The organism is Paludisphaera soli (assembly GCF_011064595.1).
GTDB lineage: Bacteria > Planctomycetota > Planctomycetia > Isosphaerales > Isosphaeraceae > Paludisphaera > Paludisphaera soli.
In genome coordinates this window covers 66,216-88,100 of sequence record NZ_JAALJI010000005.1, presented here as the reverse complement: position 1 = coordinate 88,100, position 21,885 = coordinate 66,216, and the positions used below count along the sequence as shown (strand labels likewise).

Annotated in this window: 19 protein-coding genes; 14 read left to right on the top strand and 5 right to left on the bottom strand. The window is 71.3% G+C overall.

Features of this window, described 5'->3' with window-relative positions:
• Positions 1–173 precede the first annotated feature (173 nt).
• Complete coding sequence (locus tag G6O68_RS08560; protein ID WP_165246614.1) at positions 174–398, top strand: hypothetical protein; 225 nt, start codon at positions 174–176, stop codon at positions 396–398.
• A gap of 62 nt (positions 399–460) precedes the next feature.
• Here the strand turns inward: G6O68_RS08560 and G6O68_RS08555 are convergent, their stop codons facing one another.
• Positions 461–1,540 carry an SDR family oxidoreductase gene (locus G6O68_RS08555; RefSeq protein WP_165246612.1) on the bottom strand — a complete coding sequence of 360 codons (1,080 nt, stop codon included), beginning with the start codon at positions 1,538–1,540 and terminating at the stop codon, positions 461–463.
• A gap of 23 nt (positions 1,541–1,563) precedes the next feature.
• Positions 1,564–2,235 (bottom strand): GntR family transcriptional regulator, encoded by a 672-nt coding sequence (locus G6O68_RS08550; RefSeq protein WP_165246610.1) that lies wholly within the window; start codon positions 2,233–2,235, stop codon positions 1,564–1,566.
• Positions 2,236–2,463: 228 nt separating this feature from the next.
• On the opposite strand from G6O68_RS08550, the gene G6O68_RS08545 reads away from it, so the two are divergent.
• The 7 genes from G6O68_RS08545 (at position 2,464) to G6O68_RS08515 (ending at position 12,574) form a co-directional block, all read left to right on the top strand.
• Entirely contained in the window at positions 2,464–3,504 is a 1,041-nt protein-coding gene (locus G6O68_RS08545; RefSeq protein WP_165246608.1) for a DUF1559 domain-containing protein, read from the top strand.
• 554 nt (positions 3,505–4,058) lie between these two features.
• The gene (locus G6O68_RS08540) at positions 4,059–5,102 is read left to right on the top strand and encodes a hypothetical protein (RefSeq protein ID WP_165246606.1); all 1,044 of its coding nucleotides are present in this window, start codon (positions 4,059–4,061) and stop codon (positions 5,100–5,102) included.
• Between the two features lie 187 nt (positions 5,103–5,289).
• The gene (locus tag G6O68_RS08535; protein ID WP_165246604.1) at positions 5,290–6,378 is read left to right on the top strand and encodes a hypothetical protein; all 1,089 of its coding nucleotides are present in this window, start codon (positions 5,290–5,292) and stop codon (positions 6,376–6,378) included.
• 118 nt (positions 6,379–6,496) lie between these two features.
• Positions 6,497–7,471, top strand: coding sequence for a fumarylacetoacetate hydrolase family protein (locus G6O68_RS08530; protein ID WP_165246602.1), 975 nt, complete (start codon positions 6,497–6,499; stop codon positions 7,469–7,471).
• 105 nt (positions 7,472–7,576) lie between these two features.
• Positions 7,577–11,035 (top strand): pyruvate carboxylase, encoded by a 3,459-nt coding sequence (locus tag G6O68_RS08525; RefSeq protein ID WP_165246599.1) that lies wholly within the window; start codon positions 7,577–7,579, stop codon positions 11,033–11,035.
• Between the two features lie 212 nt (positions 11,036–11,247).
• A complete protein-coding gene (locus G6O68_RS08520; RefSeq protein ID WP_165246597.1) occupies positions 11,248–12,042 on the top strand; it encodes a biotin--[acetyl-CoA-carboxylase] ligase in 795 nt (264 codons plus the stop codon).
• A 163-nt stretch (positions 12,043–12,205) separates the two neighbouring features.
• On the top strand, positions 12,206–12,574 hold the full coding sequence (locus G6O68_RS08515; protein WP_165246595.1) for a hypothetical protein: 369 nt from the start codon (positions 12,206–12,208) through the stop codon (positions 12,572–12,574).
• 9 nt (positions 12,575–12,583) lie between these two features.
• On the opposite strand, the gene G6O68_RS08510 is transcribed toward G6O68_RS08515, so the two are convergent.
• Positions 12,584–13,216, bottom strand: a complete 633-nt coding sequence (locus tag G6O68_RS08510; RefSeq protein ID WP_165246593.1) for a hypothetical protein — start codon at positions 13,214–13,216, stop codon at positions 12,584–12,586.
• A gap of 456 nt (positions 13,217–13,672) precedes the next feature.
• Here G6O68_RS08510 and G6O68_RS08505 point away from each other — a divergent pair, with 456 nt between their 5' ends.
• The 3 genes from G6O68_RS08505 to G6O68_RS08495 all read left to right on the top strand — a co-directional run bounded on the left by G6O68_RS08505 (position 13,673) and on the right by G6O68_RS08495 (position 17,749).
• Complete coding sequence (locus tag G6O68_RS08505; RefSeq protein ID WP_240911101.1) at positions 13,673–14,977, top strand: sensor histidine kinase; 1,305 nt, start codon at positions 13,673–13,675, stop codon at positions 14,975–14,977.
• A 52-nt stretch (positions 14,978–15,029) separates the two neighbouring features.
• Positions 15,030–16,544 (top strand): sigma-54-dependent transcriptional regulator, encoded by a 1,515-nt coding sequence (locus G6O68_RS08500; protein WP_165246591.1) that lies wholly within the window; start codon positions 15,030–15,032, stop codon positions 16,542–16,544.
• Positions 16,545–16,756: 212 nt separating this feature from the next.
• Positions 16,757–17,749, top strand: coding sequence for a WD40 repeat domain-containing protein (locus G6O68_RS08495; protein WP_165246589.1), 993 nt, complete (start codon positions 16,757–16,759; stop codon positions 17,747–17,749).
• A gap of 142 nt (positions 17,750–17,891) precedes the next feature.
• On the opposite strand, the gene G6O68_RS08490 is transcribed toward G6O68_RS08495, so the two are convergent.
• Entirely contained in the window at positions 17,892–18,497 is a 606-nt protein-coding gene (locus tag G6O68_RS08490; RefSeq protein WP_165246587.1) for a bZIP transcription factor, read from the bottom strand.
• A 264-nt stretch (positions 18,498–18,761) separates the two neighbouring features.
• The gene (locus tag G6O68_RS08485) at positions 18,762–19,424 is read right to left on the bottom strand and encodes a hypothetical protein (RefSeq protein WP_165246585.1); all 663 of its coding nucleotides are present in this window, start codon (positions 19,422–19,424) and stop codon (positions 18,762–18,764) included.
• A gap of 449 nt (positions 19,425–19,873) precedes the next feature.
• Here G6O68_RS08485 and G6O68_RS08480 point away from each other — a divergent pair, with 449 nt between their 5' ends.
• From G6O68_RS08480 to G6O68_RS08470, 3 genes are all read left to right on the top strand, one after another.
• Positions 19,874–20,161, top strand: coding sequence for a hypothetical protein (locus tag G6O68_RS08480; protein WP_165246583.1), 288 nt, complete (start codon positions 19,874–19,876; stop codon positions 20,159–20,161).
• Between the two features lie 74 nt (positions 20,162–20,235).
• Complete coding sequence (locus G6O68_RS08475; protein ID WP_165246581.1) at positions 20,236–21,489, top strand: DNA cytosine methyltransferase; 1,254 nt, start codon at positions 20,236–20,238, stop codon at positions 21,487–21,489.
• The gene (locus G6O68_RS08470) at positions 21,416–21,844 is read left to right on the top strand and encodes a very short patch repair endonuclease (RefSeq protein ID WP_165246579.1); all 429 of its coding nucleotides are present in this window, start codon (positions 21,416–21,418) and stop codon (positions 21,842–21,844) included. Before G6O68_RS08475 ends, G6O68_RS08470 begins: the two co-directional genes overlap by 74 nt.
• The last annotated feature ends 41 nt before the right edge of the window (positions 21,845–21,885 follow it).

The following is a 21,885-nucleotide window of genomic DNA, read 5'->3' as shown; positions in this document are numbered from 1 at the left end:
CCTTCTACTGTCGTTATGGTGCGACTACGTCGGCTGGATCGCCGGGCTGTCGTCGAGATCCCGGGTCCTACCCGCGGCGACCATGAGCTGCTCCTGCAACCATCCGGGCACTCCGTGGTATACCTCCAGGCCGGCGCCACGCCTCGTTCGGATTCAGCCATAATTCGCTCCCGATGGATGGTCACTTCGATCCGGCCTCGGCCCCCGGCGGCGCCATGAACGACCGGGCTAATCCGGCCGTTCATCTCCGGCTCGGGGAGGTGTACTTTGAACTGGAAAATTTCGAGAAGGCGGCCGATGAACTTGCGCGGGCCTATATGGCCGAAGGGAAGGATGTTTTTGAAGACGAGGATCCGAAATACTTCGCCTTCCTGGCGACCAAGATCGTGCTCGATTGAGACGCTGAGTCGTCGACGACCCCAAGGCCGTCTGAACCCCCGGCCCGGCCCCGTCGCCGTCTTCACGAGAAGGGCCCCTCGCGCGGGGGGATGACGCGGGCCTCGCGGAGCCGGTCGAAGAACTCCGCGAACATGTCCTCGGTGTCGATGCAGTCGGGGAAGCCGTGGCGGCGCGCCTTGATCGTGCTGCTGATGTTGTCGAACTCGGAGTGGAAGATGAAGTCGCCGAACGGCCACGAGGCGACCTCGCGGTAGGGCGTCGGCGCGAGGCCGTGCTTGCGGACGATCGCGTCCCAGAGCGGGCCCTTGTCGGCCATGTATTCCGCGAGCTTGAACGGCACGGGCGGGGCGCACTCCATGTCGAACATGCGGGCGATCCGGGGCCAGAGGTGCTCCCAGCGGAAGGAGTCGCCGTTGGTGATGTTGTAGACCTCCCCCCGCGCCGAGGGCTCGGTCCCCGCCCAGTCGGCGGCCCGCGCCAGGACGTCGGCCGAGGTGACCTGGTAGAGTGCCCGGTAGGCCCCCAGCGGCCCGGGGAAGCGGAGCGGCAGGCCCAGCTCCTTCGAGAGCGTGGCGTAGACGGCGATGATCATGGCCAGGTTCATCGGGTTGCCCAGGGCGAAGCCGCAGACCGCCTCGGGGCGGAGGATGGTGTCGTACCACCGGGCGCCGCTCTTGCGGCGGCGCTTCAGGATGTCTTCCTGGTCGTAGTAGAAGTTCGGCGGCATGAGCCGGGGGTCGTCCTCGCGCGCCGGGGTCTTGAACGGCCCGAGGTCGGAGCCGTACGCTTTCCCCCCCTGGTAGAGCGTGACGTGCGCCAGGCCCGGCGCCGCGGCCTCCAGGGCGTCGAGCGTGTTCTCCAGCAGGGCGGAGTTCACGACGCTCTTCTCGGCGGCCGTGGACTTCTCGACGTAGGCGGCGAAGATCAGGTGGGTGGCGTCGGACAGCGGGGCGAGCTTGGCCCGGGCGTCGGCCGGGTCGAGGAGGTCGACCGCGATCCCCGACACGCCGGGCAGGTCGACGGCGCGCCGCGAGAGGCCGTAGACGGTCGTCCCCGCCCGCCTGGCGAAGTGCTCCGCCGCGGCCCGGCCGATGACCCCCCGGGCCCCGGCGACGACCACGACTCGTTCGGATTCCCCCATGATTCGCTCCCGATGGATGGTCACTACGAACCGGACGCCCGCCTCGCCCGGGAGGTCGTCCCGGCCTCGGCCCTCGGCGGCGGGATGAACTTGCGGGCGTGCTCTTCGAGCAGCCGGCCGGCGAGCGCGCCGTCGCCGGCTTCGAGCGCGTCGACGATCGGCGCGTGGGATTCGGCGACGGCCGGCCAGTCCAGGTCGTCGCGCGTCAGGGTCAGCGGGGTGCGGGTTTCGAACGCCAGCGACTCCCAGAGTTGCAGCAGGGTGGCGTTGCCCGAGGCCGTCGCGATCGCGCGGTGGAACTCCAGGTCGTGGCGGGCGTAGCCTTCGCGGTCCCCCGCGCGGGCCGCCGCGACGATGGCCCGGGCCGTCGCCCGAAGCGCGCGGACGTCGCCCCGGAAGGCCGCGGCGGCGGACTCGGCGGCGAGGCGTTCGAGCGCGCCGCGGACCGCGTAGGCCTCGGCCGTCTGGCGCGGGCCGACGTCGCGGACCCGCGTCCCCTTGTAGGGGGAGGCCTCGACGAGCCGCATCGACTCCAGCTCCCGGAGCGCCTCGCGCACCGGCGTCTGGCTCGACGCGAACTCCGCCGCGATCTTCAGCTCCACCAGCCGCTCCCCCGGCCTCAGCGTCCCGTCCAGGATCCGCCTCGCCAGCTCGCGCCGGATGTGGTCGCTCAGGCAGCTCCGCTCGTACCCCATCGCCGAAGTCCCTCCGTCGGCGAATCGTATATTATCGATAATCGAAGTCAAGGGTCGGGGCGGCCGGTTGTGTGAACAAGGTTTAATCCTGGGCCGCTTGACGCTCTCTCTCGCCAATTGATAAACCATTATCATCGGCCTCGCGGCGCGGGGCGGCCGGCGCGTGCGACCTGTGCGGAGGGGGCGGGCCGGGACGATGGGCGATTCAGGACCCGAGGAGGAGGCGACATGGCGGGCGAAGGCGGACGAAGCGGTCGGTTCCGGGGTGGGTTCACGCTGATCGAGCTGCTGGTGGTGATCGCGATCATCGCGATCCTGATCGCGCTTTTGCTGCCGGCGGTGCAGTCGGCCCGCGAGGCGGCGCGGCGGATCCAGTGCACGAACAACATGAAGCAGATGGGCCTGGCGCTGCACAACTACGAGAGCGTGATGAGCGTCTTCCCGCCGGCCTACACGGCGCAGTCGCGGACCAACGGCTGCACGTCGAGCTGGGGGCACACCTGGTCGAACTACATCATGCCGTACCTGGAGCAGGGGAATAAGTACAACACCCTGAACTTCATGCACCCGGCGGGCTTCCCGCCGAACACGTCGGTGTGGGAGTTCTCGGTGGCGGCGTACCTCTGCCCCAGCGACACGAAGGCGGAGCAGTCGCGGACGACGTTCAAGATCACGCAGATCTCGTACGCCAGCTCGGTCGGCCTGACGGAGGGCATCGCCAACGGCTACGGCAACGCGACCACGGCCCAGAACGCGCACATCTGCGGGGCGATCCTGACCGAGGGGATGTTCAGCCGCAACGTGCACTACGGGATCCCGCAGGTGACCGACGGGCTCTCGAACACGATGATGGTGGGCGAGACCTCGCGGTTCCGCGACGAGCCGTCGGCCTCGCGGTTCAACATCGCCAACCTCGGCGGCTCGTGGGGCGGCGGCGACCTGGGGACGCCGGCCCGCTACGTCTGGTCGGGCGACACGCGAATCTCCGGCGGCGCCTACGTCGTCCCCCGGCTGAACAGCAAGGCGTTCTGGGGGCCGGCGGAATGGGTGACCTCGCCGGCCAACGGCACCAACTCGGTGACCTGGATCACCGACCCCCGCAGCCTGACCCTCGGCCAGTTCGGCTTCCGCAGCCCCCACCCGGGCGGCGCCAACTTCCTGTTCGGCGACGGCTCCGTCCGATTCATCAAGGACTCCATCGACATGAACACCTACCGGGCGCTCGGCACGCGGGCCCTCGGCGAGGTGGTCAGCGCCGACGCGTATTGAGCGGCCGTCGTAGGGGGGCTACGGTTGAAAGGAAACAGGCGTGAATCCGGGTCCGGCGTCGAGCGGTCGCGAGGGAGCACGCAAGAGACCTTCAACTAAGGCCTATCTATGCGACGAAGGCGGCTCGGACTCTCCCTCGGCGTGTTCGTCCCTCTGGGGCTCTATCTCGTCTCGATGGTCGTCTATAAGTCGGATCTATCGGGGCCCGCCCGGCCCTACCTCGCGATCGCCTGGCTCGTCGTCTACGCGCCATGCCTTCCTCTCCTGATTCCGGTGTCCATGCTGGCTCACAACAATCCCAAAGTAGAGCCTGTCCTCATGTTTCTCACCATGGTCGGCGGCTGTTTCTTTTGGGGTGGATTGGGCTCTTGGCTTGACCGAACTCGGGAGCGAAACGACGAGTCGAAGTCGAAGCCGTCGGAATCATGAGCACGCCTCGCCGATCACGCCGAGACGGCGCGTCCCTCGAACGCTATGCAACCTGACGCATTCACGGGACGGGCCTTCACTCAGGCTCGCCCTCTCCGCATCCCCGCCTTCCGAGGAATCCTCCCGTGCCCGCCCCCCTTCGCATCGCGTCCACCCTTCGCACCCTGATCCTCGGCCTGGCGTTGGCCGCTTCCTTCGCGGGGGCCGCCCGCGCGGACGGCGTGCCGCGCGAGGATTGCTTCCCGGTCGAGCGCCTGGACCCCGCCGCGCGGGCGAGGGCCGAGGAACTGCTGCTGCGGGCCCTGGACAGCGAGGCGCTGTACACGATCGTCGGCGGGGTGAAGCCGGTCAGCGGCTCGTTCGCGTCGACGCGGTTCGCGATCAAGGAGCCCGACACGGCGAAGCTCGACGAGACCCGCCGGGCGCTCTCGGCCTTCCGCTGCGGCGACGCCTACGACGCCGGCATGCTGATCTTCAAGGCGGTGAGCGGCGAGCACCGGATGGGCCACGCCTGGGTCGCCTACCGGCCCTCGGTGCGGCGGATGCTGGCCGACCACCAGGCGTTCTTCGGCCCCTACGGCGTCTCGCCCGAGACCCCGCCGACGGAGCTGATCGAGAAGATGGAGCACGCCCCCCAGCCCGACCGGCTGCGGGCCTCGGGCCACTTCTACGGCTACCCGGACCACGCCGTCGACTTCTTCGTCGACGCCGAGCTGAAGCGGGCGTCGTCCGAGGACAAGAAGATCGTCCCCCGGGATTTCCTGTCTGTCCCCACGTTCTCGGCGGCCACGAACAAGTTCGTCTGGGCCGTCCCCAAGGGGCACCAGGCGAACGACGCCGACCGCGCCCTGATGACCCGCTCCGAGCCGATCTTCGCCGAGTACCGCCTCCGCCGCGAGCACTACATCGGCGAGGGGAAGCCCGGCGTGGTCGCCCTCCTGCGCGACTGGTTCGACGACGGCTACGGCCGCTGCGCCCCGGAGAACGCCCGCTTCGACGGCCTCTCCAACGTCCCCTGGCCCGCCGCCCCGACGTTCGTCGAGACCTCCGCCCAGGTGGAGGTGCAGGTCCAGGAACCCGCCCCCGTCCCGACCACCACGTACGTTCCCGCCTGGACGCAGCCCGCCGCCCCCGCGGGCCCCTTCCGCCGCTGGCGCCAGGCCCGCTGACCGCCCTTCCCGGTCCTTCCCCCAGAGGGAAGCGGAGGCGGGTGAAGCACGGCGAGCCGGCCGTTGCGCCTTCGCGCGGATGCTGGCCTCGAAGGCCGTTTCCGATACACTGGAGGCCCTCATCCCTTTACCCGGATCGGTTCGACGGCCCGCCCGTCGCGTCTTCGACGGCGAGGCAATCGGCCGAATGGACCTCCCCCGCGCGATCTTCGACGCCCAGCGCGACCGCCGCTTCGGGACCGGCAACCCGGAGCGCATGCGCCTGGAGTTCTGGGAATGGATGGTCCTCGGCCATGAGGGGCGGCCGCCCGGCCACGATCTCGCAGCCCCGCCCCTCGTGCCGAGGCCGAGATGGGCGTCGGCCCCCGGAGTCCGGAGGCATTTCGACGTCGGCTACGAGTCTTCGCGCGATCGCCCCGTTTGGACCTTCGACCGCTGGGGGGCCACGCGCGACCGCCTGCCGGACGGCCGAGTGGTCTGCATCGGCGGCGAGTACGAGGACTATTACGACCCGGACTTCTGCATCTACAACGACGTGGTCGTCCTCGAACCCGACGGCTCCGTCGCGATCTACGGCTATCCCAGGGACGTCTTCCCGCCGACCGACTACCACACGTCCACCGTCATGGGCGACCGCCTGGTCGTGATCGGCGGCCTCGGCTACCAGGGCGAACGCCGCCCCGGGGCCACGCCGGTGTTCATCCTCCATCTGGACGACTACCGCATCGAGCCGCTCGAAACCCGCGGCGAGCCCCCCGGCTGGATCTTCGAACACTCCGCGCGGGTCGAGGGCGAATCGATCGTCGTCTCCGGAGGCGAGGTCTATCTCAAAGAGGCCGGCGAGGAGGACTCCCGCCGCAGCTTCGAGGAGTACGCACTGGAAGTTTCGACCGGAACCTGGCGGCGGACGACGGACCGGGGCTGGCGGCAGTTCCGGCTCATCCTGGAGGACGTCGACAACCTCATCGTCCTGGAGCCCGACGACCCCGGGCCGGCCCGCGTGGATTCGGGCGACGCCTACCTGGATCGCTCGTCGCTGCTCCCGCCCGGCGGGGAGGGCGCCTCCGAGATCCAGGACGACGGAGCCTGGCGAGGGGTGCGGGCGCTCGTCGAGGGCGTCCCGGTCGCCGTCGAGCTGGATCGGGGGCTGGAGGCGATCAGCCTCGTGATCGAGGGCCGGATGGACGAGGCGAAGGCCGCGGCGCTCGCTGAAGGCCTCGGGGCCCGGGTTGCGAAGGCGTGCGGACGCCGGTGCGTGGTGCGGGGGCGACGCTGATCGACGTGACGGTGGACTTGCGATCGGCCGCCGATACACTGGAGGCCATCATCCTCACATCGAACGTCGTGCGTCGGGACGTGATCGTGCCGGTCCGGGTCGTCAAGGAGCCTCGCTCATGCGCGTCTGCCGATTCCGCTACGACGACCTGATCCTCACCGGCTTCTACGACGACGACGTGGTGATCCCGCTCGACCAGGCGGCCGAGATGTACAGCCGCGAGACCGACAGCGAGATGCTCCTGGCCTCCACCGAGGACCTCCTGGACCTGCTCCCGCCGGACGGCGAGTCCTACGAGCAGGCGAGGCGGCTGCACGACTGGATCGAGGAGCTGGACGTCATCGCGGTCTCCGAGCTGACCATCCCGCGCTCCGAGGTGCAGCTCCTGGTCCCCCTCCCCTGCCCTCGCAAGATGCTGTTCCTGGCCGGGAACTACGGCAAGCACCTGGTCGAGCGCGGGTACGCCGACACCGAGCGCGAAGAGACGTTCCCTTATGTCTTCATGAAGCCGCCGAGCACGACGCTGAACCACCCGGGCGACCCGATCGTGATCCCCTCGGTCTCGCCCGACCAGATCGACTGGGAGTGCGAGCTGGGGGTGGTGATCGGCCGCAAGGGGCGCGACGTGCCGGAGTCCGAGGCGCTGGGGTACGTCGCGGGGTACACGGTGGTCAACGACGTGAGCGACCGGGCGTTCCGGCCCAACCCCGGGCGGAAGGCCCGCGAGCGCGACAAGTTCTTCGACTGGCTGCACGGCAAGTGGCACGACACGTTCTGCCCGATGGGCCCGTGCATCCTGGCGGCGACGGCCGTGGAGGACCCGCAGGCCCTGCCGATCAAGCTGACGGTCAACGGCCAGGTCAAGCAGGAGGCGACGACCGCCGAGATGGTGTTCCCGGTGGCCGCCGTGGTGGCCTTCGTCTCGCGGTTCGTCACCCTGGAGCCGGGCGACGTGATCGCCACCGGCACGCCGTCGGGCGTGGGCTCGTCCACCGGGACGTTCCTCAAGCCGGGGGACCTCGTCCGGGCGACGATCGCGCCGATCGGGACGCTGGAGAATCCGGTCCGGGCGGAAAATGAGGATGAATTCTGACCCCCCGTCCGGGATAATGGTCGGCCCGACCGCGACGAGCCGAGCCGGCCCATGCGCCGCTCTCGACCCGCCAGTACCTCCCCCCAGCCAGCCGGGAAGAGCCGAATGCCGACGTTCCGCAAACTGATGGTCGCCAACCGCGGCGAGATCGCCATCCGCATCTTCCGCTCGGCCCATGAGCTGGGCATCCGGACGGTCGCCCTCTACTCGCACGAGGACCGCTTCGCGCTGCACCGGCTGAAGGCGGACGAGGCTTATCAGATCGGCCACGCCGGCGAGCCGATCCGCAGCTACCTGAACATCCCGGCGATCGTCGAGCTGGCGGTCGAGAAGGGGGTGGACGCGATCCACCCCGGCTACGGCTTTTTGTCCGAGAACGCCGAGTTCGCCCGCGCCTGCGCCGCCGCCGGGATCGTCTTCGTCGGCCCCACGCCCGAGATCCTCGACAGCCTCGGGGACAAGGTCGCCGCGCGGGCCCTGGCCGAGAGGGCCGGCGTGCCGGTGCTCAAGGGGAGCCAGCCGGTGGTCCCCGGGGCCGAGGCCCGCAAGGTCGCCGAGGCCATGGGCTTCCCGGTCATCATCAAGGCGTCGATGGGGGGCGGCGGCCGCGGGATGCGCGTGGTCGAGAAGGCCGAGGACCTGGACGGGGCGCTGGAGCAGGCCCGCAGCGAGGCCAAGGCCGCCTTCGGCTGCGCCGACGCCTTCATCGAGAAGTTCATCGCCAAGGCCAAGCACATCGAGGTCCAGCTCCTGGGCGACAAGCACGGCGGCCTCGTCCACCTGTTCGAGCGCGACTGCTCGATCCAGCGCCGGCACCAGAAGGTCATCGAGATCGCCCCGGCCTACAACCTCGACGAGGGCCTCCGCGACGCGATCTGCGAGGCCGCGCTGAAGATCGGCCGCGAGGTCGGCTACGAGAACGCCGGGACGGTGGAGTTCCTGGTGGACGACGAGGCCAGGACCTTCTCGTTCATCGAGGTCAACCCCCGGCTCCAGGTGGAGCACACCGTCACCGAGGTCGTCACCGGCGTGGACCTGGTCAAGAGCCAGATCCTGATCGCCCAGGGCGAGCCGCTGGCCAACCCCGCCATCGGCATCTCCGGGCAGGATTCGGTCCACACCGAGGGCTTCGCGATCCAGTGCCGGATCACCACCGAGGACCCGGCCAACCACTTCACGCCGGATTACGGCCGGATCACCCACTACCGTTCGTCCGGCGGCCCGGGCGTGCGGCTCGACGGCGGCTCCACCACCAGCGGCGCCATCGTCACGCCGTTCTACGACTCGCTGCTGGTGAAGGTCTCGTGCTACGGCCGGCGGTTCGTCGACGCCGCCTCGCGGATGGAGCGGGCGCTGCAGGAGTACCGCATCCGGGGCGTGAAGACGAACATCCCGTTCCTCATCAACGTCATCACCAACGAGACGTTTTTGGAAGGCCGCTGCACCACCCGGTTCATCGACCAGACCCCCAGCCTGTTCGAGTTCGCCGAGCGCCGGGACCGGGCGACGAAGCTGCTGGCGTACATCGGCGACGTGACCGTCAACGGCTTCCCGGGCGTGAGGCGCGAGCCCGGGCGGAAGATCCCGGCCGAGCCGGCGTCGCCGGCCTACGACCACATGGGGACGATCCCTGACGGCACCCGCCAGCGCCTGAAGCAGCTCGGCCCCGAGGGGTTCTCGAAGTGGGTCCGCGAGCAGAAGCCGCTGCTCGTCACCGACACCACCTTCCGCGACGCCCACCAGAGCCTCCTGGCCACCCGCCTGCGCACCCGGGACATGCTCCGCGTGGCCGACGCCTACGCCCGCCGGCTCCCCAACCTGTTCTCGCTGGAGATGTGGGGCGGCGCCACGTTCGACACCTCGATGCGGTTCCTGCGGGAAGACCCCTGGGAGCGCCTGACCGCCCTCCGCGAGCGGATCCCCAACATCCTCTTCCAGATGCTCATCCGGGGCTCGAACGCCGTCGGCTACACGAGCTACCCGGACGACGTGGTCGACGCCTTCGTCAAGACCGCGACCGACGCCGGCATCGACGTCTTCCGCGTGTTCGACTCGCTCAACTGGGTGCCGAACATGGGCGCCTGCATCGAGGCCGTGCGCAAGGCGGGCGGGATCTGCGAGGCCGCCATCTGCTACACCGGCGACGTCCTGGACCCCTCGCGGACGAAGTACGACCTGAAGTACTACGTGTCGATGGCGAAGGACCTGGAGCGGCGCGGGGCCAACATCATCGCGATCAAGGACATGGCCGGCCTCTGCAAGCCGCCGGCGGCCGTGAGGCTGATCAAGGCCCTGCGCGAGGAGGTCGGCCTGCCGGTCCACTTCCACACCCACGACATCGGCGGGGCGCAGGCGGCCAGCGTGCTGATGGGTGCCGAGGTGGGCCTCGACGTGGCCGACGGCGCCGTCGCCTCGATGTCGGGCCTGACCTCGCAGCCCAGCCTCAACGCCGTCGTCGAGAGCCTGCGGTTCACCCCCCGCGACACCGGCGTCGACCACCAGACCCTGATCGACGTCAGCCGCTACTGGGACGAGGTCCGCGACCTGTACAAGCCGTTCGAGTCCGGCCCGCGGTCGCCGGCGGCCGACCTGTACGACCTGGAGATGCCCGGCGGCCAGTACACCAACCTGTACCAGCAGGCCGACGCCCTGGGCCTCTCGCCCCGATGGCTGGAGGTCTGCCGGGCGTACAGCCAGGTGAACCAGTTGTTCGGCGACATCGTGAAGGTCACGCCGTCGTCCAAGGTCGTCGGCGACATGGCCCTCTTCCTCGTCGCCAACAACCTGACCCCGGACGACGTGCTCGACCCCGAGCGCGAGCTGGCCTTCCCGGACAGCGTCGTCGAGTTCATGGAAGGCCGCCTGGGCCAGCCCCCGGGGGGCTTCCCGCCGGCCCTGCAGCAGCGGATCCTCCGCGACCGCAAGCCGCTGACCGACCGCGCCGCGGCGGGCCTGCCCCCGGCCGACTTCGACGCCATCCGCAAGAAGGTCGCCGAGATCCGGGGCGTCGACGACCCGGCCGAGGTCTCGGACTTCGACGTCCTGAGCTATCTCATGTACCCCCGCGTCTTCCCCGACCTGGTGGCCCACGAGCGGACCTTCTCCGACACCTCGGTCCTCCCCACCCCGGTCTTCTTCTACGGGGCCGAGGCCGGCGAGGAGAACGCGTTCGAGATCGAGCCCGGCAAGACCCTGCTCGTCAAGCTTTTGGCCGTGGGCGAGCCCCACGCCGACGGCAAGCGCACGGTCTTCTTCGAGCTGAACGGCCAGCCCCGCGAGGTCGAGGTCCCCGACCGCTCGCTCGCCTCCTCGGTCGTCGAGGCCCCCAAGGCCGACCCGGCCGACCCGATGCAGGTCGGCTCGCCGCTGCCGGGCCTGATCGTCGGCGTCGCGATCAGCGTGGGCGACCCGGTCCGCAAGGGCCAGAAGCTCTTCTCCATCGAGGCCATGAAGATGGAGACCACCATCACCGCCGAGCGCCCCGGCCGCGTCGCCGAGCTGCCGGCCAAGGTCGGCCTCCAGGTCAAGGCCGGCGACCTGCTCCTCAAGCTGGCCCCCGCCTGAGCGGGCGGCCCTCGATCCCGCCGATTCGCCGAAAGGCGGGGCCCGACCGATGGGGTGGTCCGGGCGGCCCCGCCCGGACGTCGGGAATCCCGAGCCTTCTACGTCCGGGCGGGCCGCCCGGACCACGAGGATCGGGGACGCCGTCGCCCTCGGGACTTCGGAATCGAGGGCCGAAACCCTCGCCTGACGCCCTCCTCGCCGGACTCGACCTCATGCCTTCGCCGACTCCGACCCCCTGGCCGTTCGTCCGCGATCTCCTGATCTACGACGAGTTGGAGTCGACCAGCACCGTCGCCGGGGCGATGGCGGTCGACCCCGGCCGCCCCCTCCCCTTCGCCGTCTGGGCCCGTCGACAGACCCGGGGGCGGGGCCAGCGCGCCAACGCCTGGTGGTCGGACGAGGGCTCGTTGACCTTCACCCTGGTCCTCGACCCGGCCGAGTCCGGCGTCCGGGTCGATCAGCAGCCGAGGATCGCCCTGACGACGGCCGTGGTCCTCGTCGAGGCTGTCGCCGCGCTCGGGCTGGTCGACCCCGGCCTGGGCGTGCGCTGGCCGAACGACGTGGAGGTCGGCGGGCGGAAGGTCGCCGGCATCCTCCCCGAGCGGATCGAGACCCCGGCCGGCGACCGCATCCTCATCGGCGTGGGGGTCAACGTGGCCACCCGGCTCGACCTCGCCCCGCCGGAGGTCGCCGCCATGGCCACCTCGCTGGGCGCGCTCCAGCCCGAGCCGCTGACCGTCGCCGACCTGCCCAGGTTCCTCGCCGCCGTCCTGGAGCGGTTCCCCGCCGCGCTCGGGCGGCTGGCCGCCGACGACCCGACCCTCGCCGCCGCCTGGGCCCGCCTGGACCTGCTCCGAGGCCGCCCCGTCCGCGCGGCGATCGGCCCCCGCAACCTCGTCGGGACCGGCCGGGGGATCGACCCCCAGGGCGCCCTGCTCGTCGACGACGGCCGCGAGGTCCACCGCCTCGTCGCCGGCCGCATCCTCCGCGAGGCCCCCGGGTCCTGAGGGCCGCCCGCGTGAGCCCCATCCTGCGGGCGTTTCGCCGTGCGTTGATTGACGTTCGGAAGCCGCCCCCTAGGATTCGGACGGCGGGAGATTGGGATGGAGGAGGCGAGAGCCGGCCTCGCGGATCGGGCCCGAGCGACGACGGATGGCGAGGAGGATCGCGATGCAGAGCTTGCGAGGGATCGGCGCCGCGACGGCGATGGCGGCCGTCTGCCTGATCGGCGGCCCGACGGCGCCCGCGGCCCGGGGCCAGGCCGCCGGCTACACCTACGTCTATCCGCCGACCGCCGTCGCGCCGGCCCAGGTGCAGGCCCCGGTTGCGACGGGATGGGTGGTCCACGTCCCGGGCCGGGGCTGGGTGCCTTACCAGCCGCCGACGTCGCAGTTCGCGCCCGCCCGGCGGGTCGGTCGCCGGGCCGTCCCGGCCCGCCGGCGGCTCCCCCAGGGGTCGCCGATCGGCCCCGGCAACCCGGAGTTCGGCACGGGGCGGACCTACCCGATGATCAAGCCCTGGCTCCCCACCACCCCCTGATCGGGGGGCTCACTGGGCCGGGCCGCGGCGGGGCGTGCCGTCCGCGCCGATGTCGACCGACTGGACGACCCGGCCGGCCTCGTCGAACAGGCCGAGGCCGGGGGTGCCGTCGGGGCGGATCGCCATGGCGGCCCGCAGGGTGCCGCCCGGGCCGTAGATGTTCACGCCGGTCGAGTCGTCGGCGGCCATGTCGAGCGAGAGCCGGGGGTTGCGGTCCTTGTCGAAGAAGCCCAGGCCGGGGGTGCCGTCGGGGCGGATGGTCAGGGCGGCCCGCAGCTCGCCCTCCTCGCCGTAGACGTTCACGCCGGGGGTGTCGCCGCCGCCCTGCTCCTTCGAGCCCAGGTCGAGCGAGAGCCGCATCCGCTCCTTCGCGTCGTAGAAGGCCAGGCCCGGGGTGCCGTCGGGGCGGATCGTCAAGGCGGCGCGGGCCTTGCCCTCCGGGTCTCGCAGCACGAACTCGCCGGCCTCGATCGTCGCCGGCGTCTCGCGCATCGCCGCACCGGCGGTCACGAGCAGGCCGACGCCGACGGTCAGGGCCGTGCCGACGATTCGCCAGCGGCGACGCTCAAGCTCCAGGCGGCGGGTGGCGGCTTCCAATTGCTCGAGACGTTCGACGACCGCGTCGACAGGGCGCTGGCTCATGTTGTTCTCCGCACGACGTTGGCAAGGGGATGATGCCGGGTCTTGAGCCATTCGCGTGCCAAGCCCGGTTTTGCGCCTGGAGAATGATCTAAGTCCTTTTTTGCAAAGTGGTTCGGCCATGGCATCGGGGCTCCGCAGGGCAAGGTTCGTGTTTGAGCCTCGGATGCTCGGAAATCTGACTTGATTTGAACCGAACCGGTCTAAAAATGGCGTTAAAGTCGACGCGGCCTGCGTCAAGTTTTCATAAAATGTCTCGATTCGATTGCGGAATCGGCGAAAGGATGGCGAAGGCCTCAGCGCGCGATTTCAGCAGGTGTGCCCAAGAGGCGGACACGCGGTTGCGGCCGTCTCGGGTCGGTTCGATCGGGGCCGGGGGACCTGGGTCGCGTCGGCGAGGGTCGGTTATACTGGGCGGTCGCGGGACGCGAGGGCGGGCGAGTCGGGGGGCGAGTAGTCGTGCTGACGCGAAGACTTCTGTTCCGGATCGCCTGGCCTTCGCTGGTGGCGAGCCTGCTGTTCCTGACCTCGTGCGCGGCGGCGGCGGTCTTCCTGGGGATGAGGCAGGCGGCCACGGTGCGGGAGCTGGAGATCGACCTGGATGGGCGTCGGATCGTCGACGCGCTGCTGAAGGACCTGAGCGAGCTGATCGAGATCGGCCTGCACGGCGACGGCTCGGAGGCGGGCGGGAGCCGGGTGGCGGAGCTCAACGAGGACGTCCGCCGGCTGCTGGCCGAGTCCGACGCCGCCGCGAACCGGCCGGCGGAGGTGGGGATCGTCGATCGCCTGGAGTCCGGCTTCCGGCGCTACCGCGAGGCGGTCGAGGCGGGCGGCGACGTCGCCTCCGCGGGCGCTCCCGGCCGGGCCGCGCTGGCGATCCTGGAGACCGAGGTCCGCCAGGCGGCCCGCGAGCTGGACTCCGAGGTCGCCGAGTCCACGGCGCGGTCGCTGGCGGCGATGCATCGGACGGCCTCGTGGACGGCCTGGTGGCTCGCGGGCGTGGGGGTGCTGGCGACGATCGCCGGGCTCTTCTTCGGCTACTCGGTGGCCACCGGGCTGGAGCGGGCCATGATCCGGGCGGAGGAGCTGGCGGCCGTGGGCCGCATGGCCGCCGGCATGGCGCACGAGCTGCGCAACCCGCTGACGGCCATCTCCATGCTGGTGCAGCTCCAGCGCGAGAAGGCGGAGGAGGAGGGCCTCCCCGCCGAGGACCTCCAGGTCATCGAGCGCGAGATCGTCAGGATGGAGGAGCGGCTGAACGCCTTCATCGACTACGCGAGGCCGCCGAGGCCGAAGTGGCGGACGATCGACCCGGTCGCCGTCGTGGTCGAGACCCTGGCGCTCCTGCAGGGCCGCGCGGCGAAGCACCGGGTGGAGATGCGGCTGGTCCGCCCCGGCTCGCCGATCACGGTCCAGGCCGACGCCGAGCAGATCGGCCGGGTGCTGATGAACCTGGCGATGAACGCCCTGGACGCCATGCCCCGGGGCGGCCGGCTGACCACCGCCCTGACGACGGCCCCCGACGGCTTCGTGGAGCTGACCGTCGACGACACCGGGCCGGGCGTGGAGCCCGACGCCCTGCCCCGCCTGTTCGAACCGTTCTTCACGAGCAAGGACGCCGGCCTGGGCCTGGGCCTGGCGATCTCCGAGCGGATCGCCCGCGACCACGGCGGCAGCCTCGTCGCCTCCAACCGCCCCGAGGGGGGCGCCCGCTTCGTCCTCCGCCTCCCCGGCCCTTCGCGGATCGTCGGCCACGGGGCCTAAGCCCGACGCCGCGCGACGAGCCGCGGATGAGAACGAGAATAAGGAACCCGCCGTGCCCTCCATCCTGGTGATCGACGACGAGCCCTCCATCCTGCACGCCTTCCGCCGGGCCTTCGATTCGTCCGAGTACGAGGTCGCCACGGCGGCCGCCGGCGCGGCCGGGCTGGAGCTGGCGGAGTCGTCCCGCCCCGACGTGGTCGTGCTCGACCTGAACCTCCCGGACATGAACGGCATGGACGTCTTCCGCGCGCTGCGGCGGATCGACGCGCGGATCCCCGTCCTGTTCATCACCGGCCACGGCACCACCGAGACCGCCATCGAGGCGATGAAGGAAGGGGCCTTCGACTACCTGCTCAAGCCCCTCAAACTGGCGAAGGTCCGCGAGCTGGTCGCCCGCGCCGCCGAGATCTCGCGGCTGAGCCGCGAGCCGGCCCTGGTCGCCGGGGACGCGGCCCCCTCCGACCGCGCCGACGTCCTCGTCGGCCGCTCGCCGGCCATGCAGGAGGTCTATAAGGCCGTCGGCCGCGTCGCCCCCCAGGACCTCGCCGTCCTGATCCTGGGCGAGAGCGGCACCGGCAAGGAGCTGATCGCGCGGGCCATCTACCAGCACAGCCGCCGCGCCGCCGAGCCGTTCCTCGCCGTGAACTGCGCGGCTATCCCCGAGGCGCTGCTGGAGAGCGAGCTGTTCGGCCACGAGCGCGGCGCGTTCACGGGCGCCGACCGCACCCGCATCGGCAAGTTCGAGCAGTGCAACGGCGGCACCCTGTTCCTCGACGAGATCGGCGACATGACCCCGCTGACCCAGGCGAAGGTCCTCCGCGTGCTGCAGGACGGCACCTTCGAGCGGGTGGGCGGCAACGCCCTGATCCGGTCCAACGTCCGGGTGATCGCCGCGACCAACCGCGACCTCCCCCGGCTGGCGACGGCCGGCGTCTTCCGCGAGGACCTCTACTACCGCCTCAGCGTCTTCACCATCGCCCTGCCCCCGCTGCGCGAGCGGATCGAGGACCTGCCGCTCCTGGTCGACCACTTCCTCCGGCGGTTCAGCCCCGAGCTGCACAAGGACGTGGTCCACGCCTCGCCCGAGGCCCTGGAGCTGATCCGCCGCTACCCCTGGCCGGGGAACATCCGCGAGCTTCAAAGCATGATCAAGTGGTCGCTCCTGCAGGCCCAGGGGCCGATCCTCCTGCCCGACTTCCTGCCCGAGGCCGTCCGCTCGGGCGAGCCCCCCGCGGCCGAAGGCCAGGCCGACCCGCTTGGGGCCGATCGCGCCGGGGCCGGGGCCGCCGCCGGGGCCGAGGCCCACGGCGCGGGCCCCGAGCCGGCCGTCGACTGGGAGGGGTTCCTCGATCGTCGCCTGCGCGAGGGCTCGGAGGACCTGCACGCCGAGGCGCTCGCCCTGATGGAGCGCACGCTCCTCACCCGGGTCCTCCGCGAGACCGAGGGGAACCAGGTGCAGGCGGCGCGGATCCTGGGCATCACCCGGGGGAGCCTCCGCACCAAGATCCGCGCCCTGGGCCTGCGGATCGAGCGCTCGGTCTGGTCCGGCGACGATCAGGCCGGTTGACCGCCGCCCAGCGCCGGCCTCGCCCGAGGGCCGGCGCAAGGCTTCGAAAACCCTCGCAAACCGCTCCCCGCAGCCGCCGGAGGCCGCGCGAAGGCCCCTCCGGCCGCTTCGGCACGGGGATTGTATTAAGGTCTCGTCGCGATGGAGAGGTCGGGCCGATGCGGCCCCGCGTCGCGAGGCTCGGGATCTTGACGAGGGGGGAGGGTTCGAAGATGGCGTTGTCGATGGACGCGAAGCCGCTGCGGGGGGGGCTTGCCAAGCACAGCGACGTGGTGACGTCCGTCGCCTTCTCGCCCGACGGCCGCACCCTGGTCAGCGGCGGATGGGACGGCCTGGTCAAGCTCTGGGAGCTGCGCGAGGGGGACGCCCCGCCCCGGCTGATCCGCGCCATGCGCGGCAAGTGGGACGAGGTGGAGGCCGTGGCCTTCAGCCCCGACGGCCGCACGGTCGCCGGCCTGGGCGCGGGCTGGGACGGCCTCCCCTTCGGCGCCGTCACGCTCTGGGACGCCGACGCCCGTCGCGGGCGGCGACTGCTGCGGGTCGCGGGCAAGCTCGACGCGATGGCCTTCAGCCCCGACGGCCGGACCCTGGCGACCTCCGGCGGCGAGGACCGCACCGTCACGCTCTGGAACGTCGCCGACGGCTCCGAGCGCCGGAGCCTCCCCGAGCACGCCGCGCCGGTCTGGTCGGTCGCCTACTCGCCCGACGGCCGGCTGCTCGCCGCCGCCTCGGGCGTCGTCCCGGCCATGGCCGACCCGGCCGCCGAGGACCGCCGCGGCGAGGTCAAGCTCTGGGACGTCTCCGGCCCCGAGCCGACCTGCGCCCACCGCCTGGTCGGCCACGACTTCGGCGTCGCCGCCGCGACCTTCTCCCCGATCGCCCCGCTGCTGGCCACCGGCGGCTTCGACCGCATGGTCCGGCTCTGGGACGTGGGCCGCGGCGTCTGCGTCGCCGACTTCCCCGGCCACGCCGGCTGGGTCGCCGCCCTGGCCTTCTCGCCCGTCGAGCCCCTGCTCGCCAGCGGCAGCCACGACCGGACGATCCGCCTCTGGGACCTGGAGTCCGGCCTCTGCCGCGCCGTGCTCCAGGGCCACACCGGCAACGTCTACTCCGTCGCCTTCTCCCCCGACGGCCGCACCCTCGCCTCCGGCTCCCTCGACGGCTCCGTCCGCCTCTGGAACGTCCCGCACTCCGAAGACGCCTGAGCCCGTCGTATCAAAAAACCCTCGCGTCATGATCCCTTCCCCCCCTCTGCTGGGGGAAGGGAGCCGCCCATGGGAATTCCGCCCCCTTGAGGGCGCAGGCGTTCCGACCGAGCGAATGAGCGCGCGACGAACGCGAGCGCGTTCACGCGCCGGAGGCTCGCGCGGCCTCGTCGAGGAAGCGGAACGTCACGGCGTCGTCGTCGTCGTCGCGGGGCGCGTAGCGGCCGGAGGTCGAGCGGGCGCGCGCGGCCTCCCGGCCGGCGGCGTCGCGTTCCCGTTCGAGCCGCTCCACCCTCGCCCGGAGCCCGGCGTTCTCGGCGCGGAGCGTGGCGACCTCGTCGAGCAGCCTGAGGACCTCGGCGCGGCCCTGCCAGGGGTCGTCGGGGTCGGGCGTGGCGGCCGGGGGCTGGGCGAGGCCCGGCGGGGAGGCGACGGGGGCCGACGTCGGCCCGGTCTGCACCAGGAACTTCGCGCGGCATCCCCCGCAGCGGACGTGGCGGCCGACGTACTTCTCGCGCACCCGCAGCCCCGCGCCGCAATCTGGGCAGGCGACCTCGACGTGGGCGCCGTCGGGGGGCGGCGGATCCGCCGTCGCGTATTCGCCGGAGCTGGAGCCCGAGGCCGTCGTCGCCGACGGGGACCGGAACGTCCGCCGGCATCGCGCGCAGGTCGTCGGCCCATCGCCGGGCTCGGCGCTCAAGCGCAGCCGCGCCGCGCAGTGGGGGCAGACCGCGAGGGATTCATTCATGGCCTGGCTCGGTCACGGGTGTGAAGCAAGCAGTCATGCAAGCCAGTCGTCGTCGATTCACGCGCGAAGCCGAGTTATTATGGGTGGTCGGTGCGGATCCGACCAGGGCTTTCCGGCCGGCCTCGCGGTTCGGCCGGGTTCGCGACCGCCGGGGAGGGGCGTGTGCGAAAAGATCAACACGGACGGCGGGACGTCGAGCGCCCGCGACGAGCCTCGATCGGCCCGACGCGGACGACGCGGGATCCGGGGGGATTCGGGCCGCGATCAGGCGGCTGGCCGGGCTTCCAGGCGACGGGCGCGGGCCCGAGAGCGGGTGCGGAAGGCGATGGCGCCGGCGGCGGCCGACCAGAGCAGGAAGGCGACCGGCTCCGGCACGTTCGGGGCCGGGTCGACCGGGTCGGGGCCGGTCCCCGGGTCCGGGTCCGGGCCCGCCTGGGGGACGGCGGCGATGGTGATGCCGGGGGTCGACGAGGTGAGCCGGGGCGGGTTGTCCGCCAGCGCCTTGTCGATGCTCAACGCGAAGTGGAGCACGCCGCCGGGCTGGAGCCCCTGGCCGAAGAAGACCAGGCCCAGGAGCTGCTCGGGTTCGCCGGCGGCGTTGGTGGAATCCTTCAGGGCGACGACGAGCTGGTCGGCGTCGAAGCCCTGGGAGTCGCTCAGGATGGTCAGGGGGCTTCCCTGCGTGCCGTCGGCCCCGGTGGGGGGGACCACGCCGCCGGCGGGCGACACCAGGGCCACGACCTGCGGGCCGGCGATGTCGGAGGCGGGGGCCGGGAGGCCGGAATCGGCCGTCAGCCGATAGTAGGCGGTCGCCGTCGTGCCGTTGGGGTTGATCGCGGCGGCCTTCGCGGACGGGGCCCAGGCCCCGAGCCCGAGCATGGTGAAGGCCGCAAGTACTGCCGAGGGGGTGAATCCAGGACGCGTCACGGCGCGTATCCTCCTTGATAGCTTGACGTTGTCGGCGATGTCCGGGGATCCGATCGGCCTCGATCATCCTCGCCGCGAATCCCGCCGCCCCGATTCTTCGGAGATTTCGGCGAGTCTTCCCGGGTCGAGAGCCGATCCTTCCCAATGAAGCGGGAAACTCCCACCTCGCCCCGCCCCTCGTTCGAGCCGAATTCGGGACGCGATCCGCAGACCGCATCCCGACCCGATCGGGAGCCGGACGAGCCGGCCTCAAATCACACAGAGCCTGACAACACGACGTGCATCCATAGGTGATCCAGCCTCCCGAAACCTGAGGGCCGCATTCTGCTGCCATCCCCCGGGCCGGTCAACCCCGAATCGCGCCCCCGCCCCCGGCCTGTGCGCGGGCCGTGATTTCCGTTAAGGTCGACCTGGATGGCCGTGACGAGCCCCCTTGCGCGAGGTCGACCGTGCCGCAACTGATGCTCCTGCTCTACCTGCTCATCGGGGCCGCCGTCCTGGTCCTCGTCGGGCTCCTGGTCGTCCTCCTGACGGCCGTCGCCTGCGCGACGCTCTTCGTCGCGTTCGTCCTCCACAAGCTCGGCTGGGACCGCCGCCTGGTCGCCTACCTCATGAAGAAGCAGGGCGTCCGCGTCGCGCCCGTCGCCAAGGTCCGGTTCGACGACATGGACGAGCCCATCGAGGCCCACTGGTCGTTCGGCGAGCTTGAGGCGGACGACTCTCGCCGGCCCGGCTGAGGAATCCGGCCCTCCGTATGATAGGCTTCCGCCGTCGCGGCCGGTGAGGCACAAGCGCGGAAGGACGGACGGGCATGGGCGAGGCGGCCGGGAAGACGTTCTGCGAGTTCTTCGCCGGGATCGGCCTGGTGCGCGAGGCGCTCGGGGCGTCGGGGTGGTCGTGCGTCTACGCGAACGACGTGGACCCCAAGAAGCAGGCCCTCTACCTCGGCCGGTTCGACGACGAGGGGCATTTCCACCTGGGGGACGTCTGGGAGACGCCCGAGGTGGTGTCGCGGATCGAGGGCCGCCCGCTGCTGGCGACGGCCTCGTTCCCCTGCGTCGACCTCTCGCTGGCCGGGCATGGGCGCGGGTTCGAGGGGACGCATTCGTCGACCTTCTTCGGATTCGTGCGGGCGATGGAGAAGCTGGGCGAACGCCGCCCGCCCCTGGTATTGCTGGAGAATGTGACGGGCTTCCTGACCTCGGCCGGGGGGAAGGACTTCGAGGCCGCTGCGCGGGCGCTCGCGGGCCTGGGCTACCGGCTGGACGCCTTCACGCTCGACGCCGCGATGTTCGTCCCCCAGAGTCGGCCCCGGGTCTTCGTCGTCGGCGTGCATCAGGATCTCGACCCGCCGGGCGCCCTGCCCCGTTCGTCGTCCGGCTGGATCGTCGATCCGTGGGCCGAGCGGCTCGAAGCGGCCGACCGCCGCATCCGCCCGCGTCGGCTGATCGACCTGATGCGGTCGATCGACCTGCCGACGGGCTGGATCGCGTTCGACGTCCCCGCGCCCTCGGTCGCGCCGCCGGGCGTGGCGACGCTGATCGACCGCGACGACGCACAGGCCTGGTGGGACGAGGCGGCCGTCTCCAAACATCGCGACATGATGCACGACCGCCACCGCGAGCGGGTCGACGCGATGGTCGCGGCCGGCGCGACGTTCGTGGGGACGATCTACCGACGCAAGCGCGACGGCCGGACCCGCGCCGAGGTCCGCTTCGACGGCGTGGCCGGCTGCCTGCGCACGCCCCGGGGCGGCAGCGCCAAGCAGATCGTGATCGTCGTCGAGGACGGCCGGCTGCGGATGCGCTGGATGTCGCCGCGGGAGTACGCCCGGCTCCAGGGGGTGCCGGACTTCCCGCTGGTCGCGAACGCGATCCAGAACCTGTTCGGTTTCGGCGACGCGGTCTGCGTGCCGGCCGTACAATGGATCGACCGCCACGTCCTGTCGCCGATGGCTTCGGCCGGGGTCGCGGAAGCACGGAGGACGCCCGGTGGCCGACAACCTGACGCCCGAGCAGCGTCGGCGGACGATGCAGGCGGTCAAAGGCAAGAACACGTCGCTTGAGCGCAAGGTCTCCTCGGCCTTCCACCGCCTGGGCTGGCGGTATCGACGGAATTACAAGCCCTTGCCCGGCAAGCCCGATTTCGTGTTCACGAAGGCGCGCGTCGTCGTGTTCGTCGACGGCGACTTCTGGCACGGCTGGCGCTACCCCCTGTGGAAGCACAAGCTCTCGGAATTCTGGCGGGCCAAGATCGAGCGCAACCGCGCCCGCGACCGCCGCAACTTCGCCAGGCTCCGCCGCCAGGGCTGGGCCGTCCTCCGCCTCTGGGGCCACGACGTCGAGAAGGACCTCGACGGCTGCGTCGGGCGCGTCCGCGTCCTGCTGGAACGGGCGAAGGGCCGCGGGCCGGAGGCCTGAGTCGTGCGGCCCGGGAGACTCGGCGAGGATCCTTCGACGCA

Bases quoted from the DNA above. Each gene is read 5' to 3' on its own strand.
- G6O68_RS08525 (WP_165246599.1), top strand. From the start codon at position 7,577: ATGCCGACGTTCCGCAAACTGATGGTCGCCAACCGCGGCGAGATCGCC.
- G6O68_RS08530 (WP_165246602.1), top strand. From the start codon at position 6,497: ATGCGCGTCTGCCGATTCCGCTACGACGACCTGATCCTCACCGGCTTC.
- G6O68_RS08510 (WP_165246593.1), bottom strand. From the start codon at position 13,216: ATGAGCCAGCGCCCTGTCGACGCGGTCGTCGAACGTCTCGAGCAATTG.
- G6O68_RS08535 (WP_165246604.1), top strand. From the start codon at position 5,290: ATGGACCTCCCCCGCGCGATCTTCGACGCCCAGCGCGACCGCCGCTTC.
- G6O68_RS08495 (WP_165246589.1), top strand. From the start codon at position 16,757: ATGGCGTTGTCGATGGACGCGAAGCCGCTGCGGGGGGGGCTTGCCAAG.
- G6O68_RS08475 (WP_165246581.1), top strand. From the start codon at position 20,236: ATGGGCGAGGCGGCCGGGAAGACGTTCTGCGAGTTCTTCGCCGGGATC.
- G6O68_RS08555 (WP_165246612.1), bottom strand. From the start codon at position 1,540: ATGGGGGAATCCGAACGAGTCGTGGTCGTCGCCGGGGCCCGGGGGGTC.
- G6O68_RS08560 (WP_165246614.1), top strand. From the start codon at position 174: ATGGATGGTCACTTCGATCCGGCCTCGGCCCCCGGCGGCGCCATGAAC.
- G6O68_RS08520 (WP_165246597.1), top strand. From the start codon at position 11,248: ATGCCTTCGCCGACTCCGACCCCCTGGCCGTTCGTCCGCGATCTCCTG.
- G6O68_RS08550 (WP_165246610.1), bottom strand. From the start codon at position 2,235: ATGGGGTACGAGCGGAGCTGCCTGAGCGACCACATCCGGCGCGAGCTG.
- G6O68_RS08515 (WP_165246595.1), top strand. From the start codon at position 12,206: ATGCAGAGCTTGCGAGGGATCGGCGCCGCGACGGCGATGGCGGCCGTC.
- G6O68_RS08545 (WP_165246608.1), top strand. From the start codon at position 2,464: ATGGCGGGCGAAGGCGGACGAAGCGGTCGGTTCCGGGGTGGGTTCACG.
- G6O68_RS08490 (WP_165246587.1), bottom strand. From the start codon at position 18,497: ATGAATGAATCCCTCGCGGTCTGCCCCCACTGCGCGGCGCGGCTGCGC.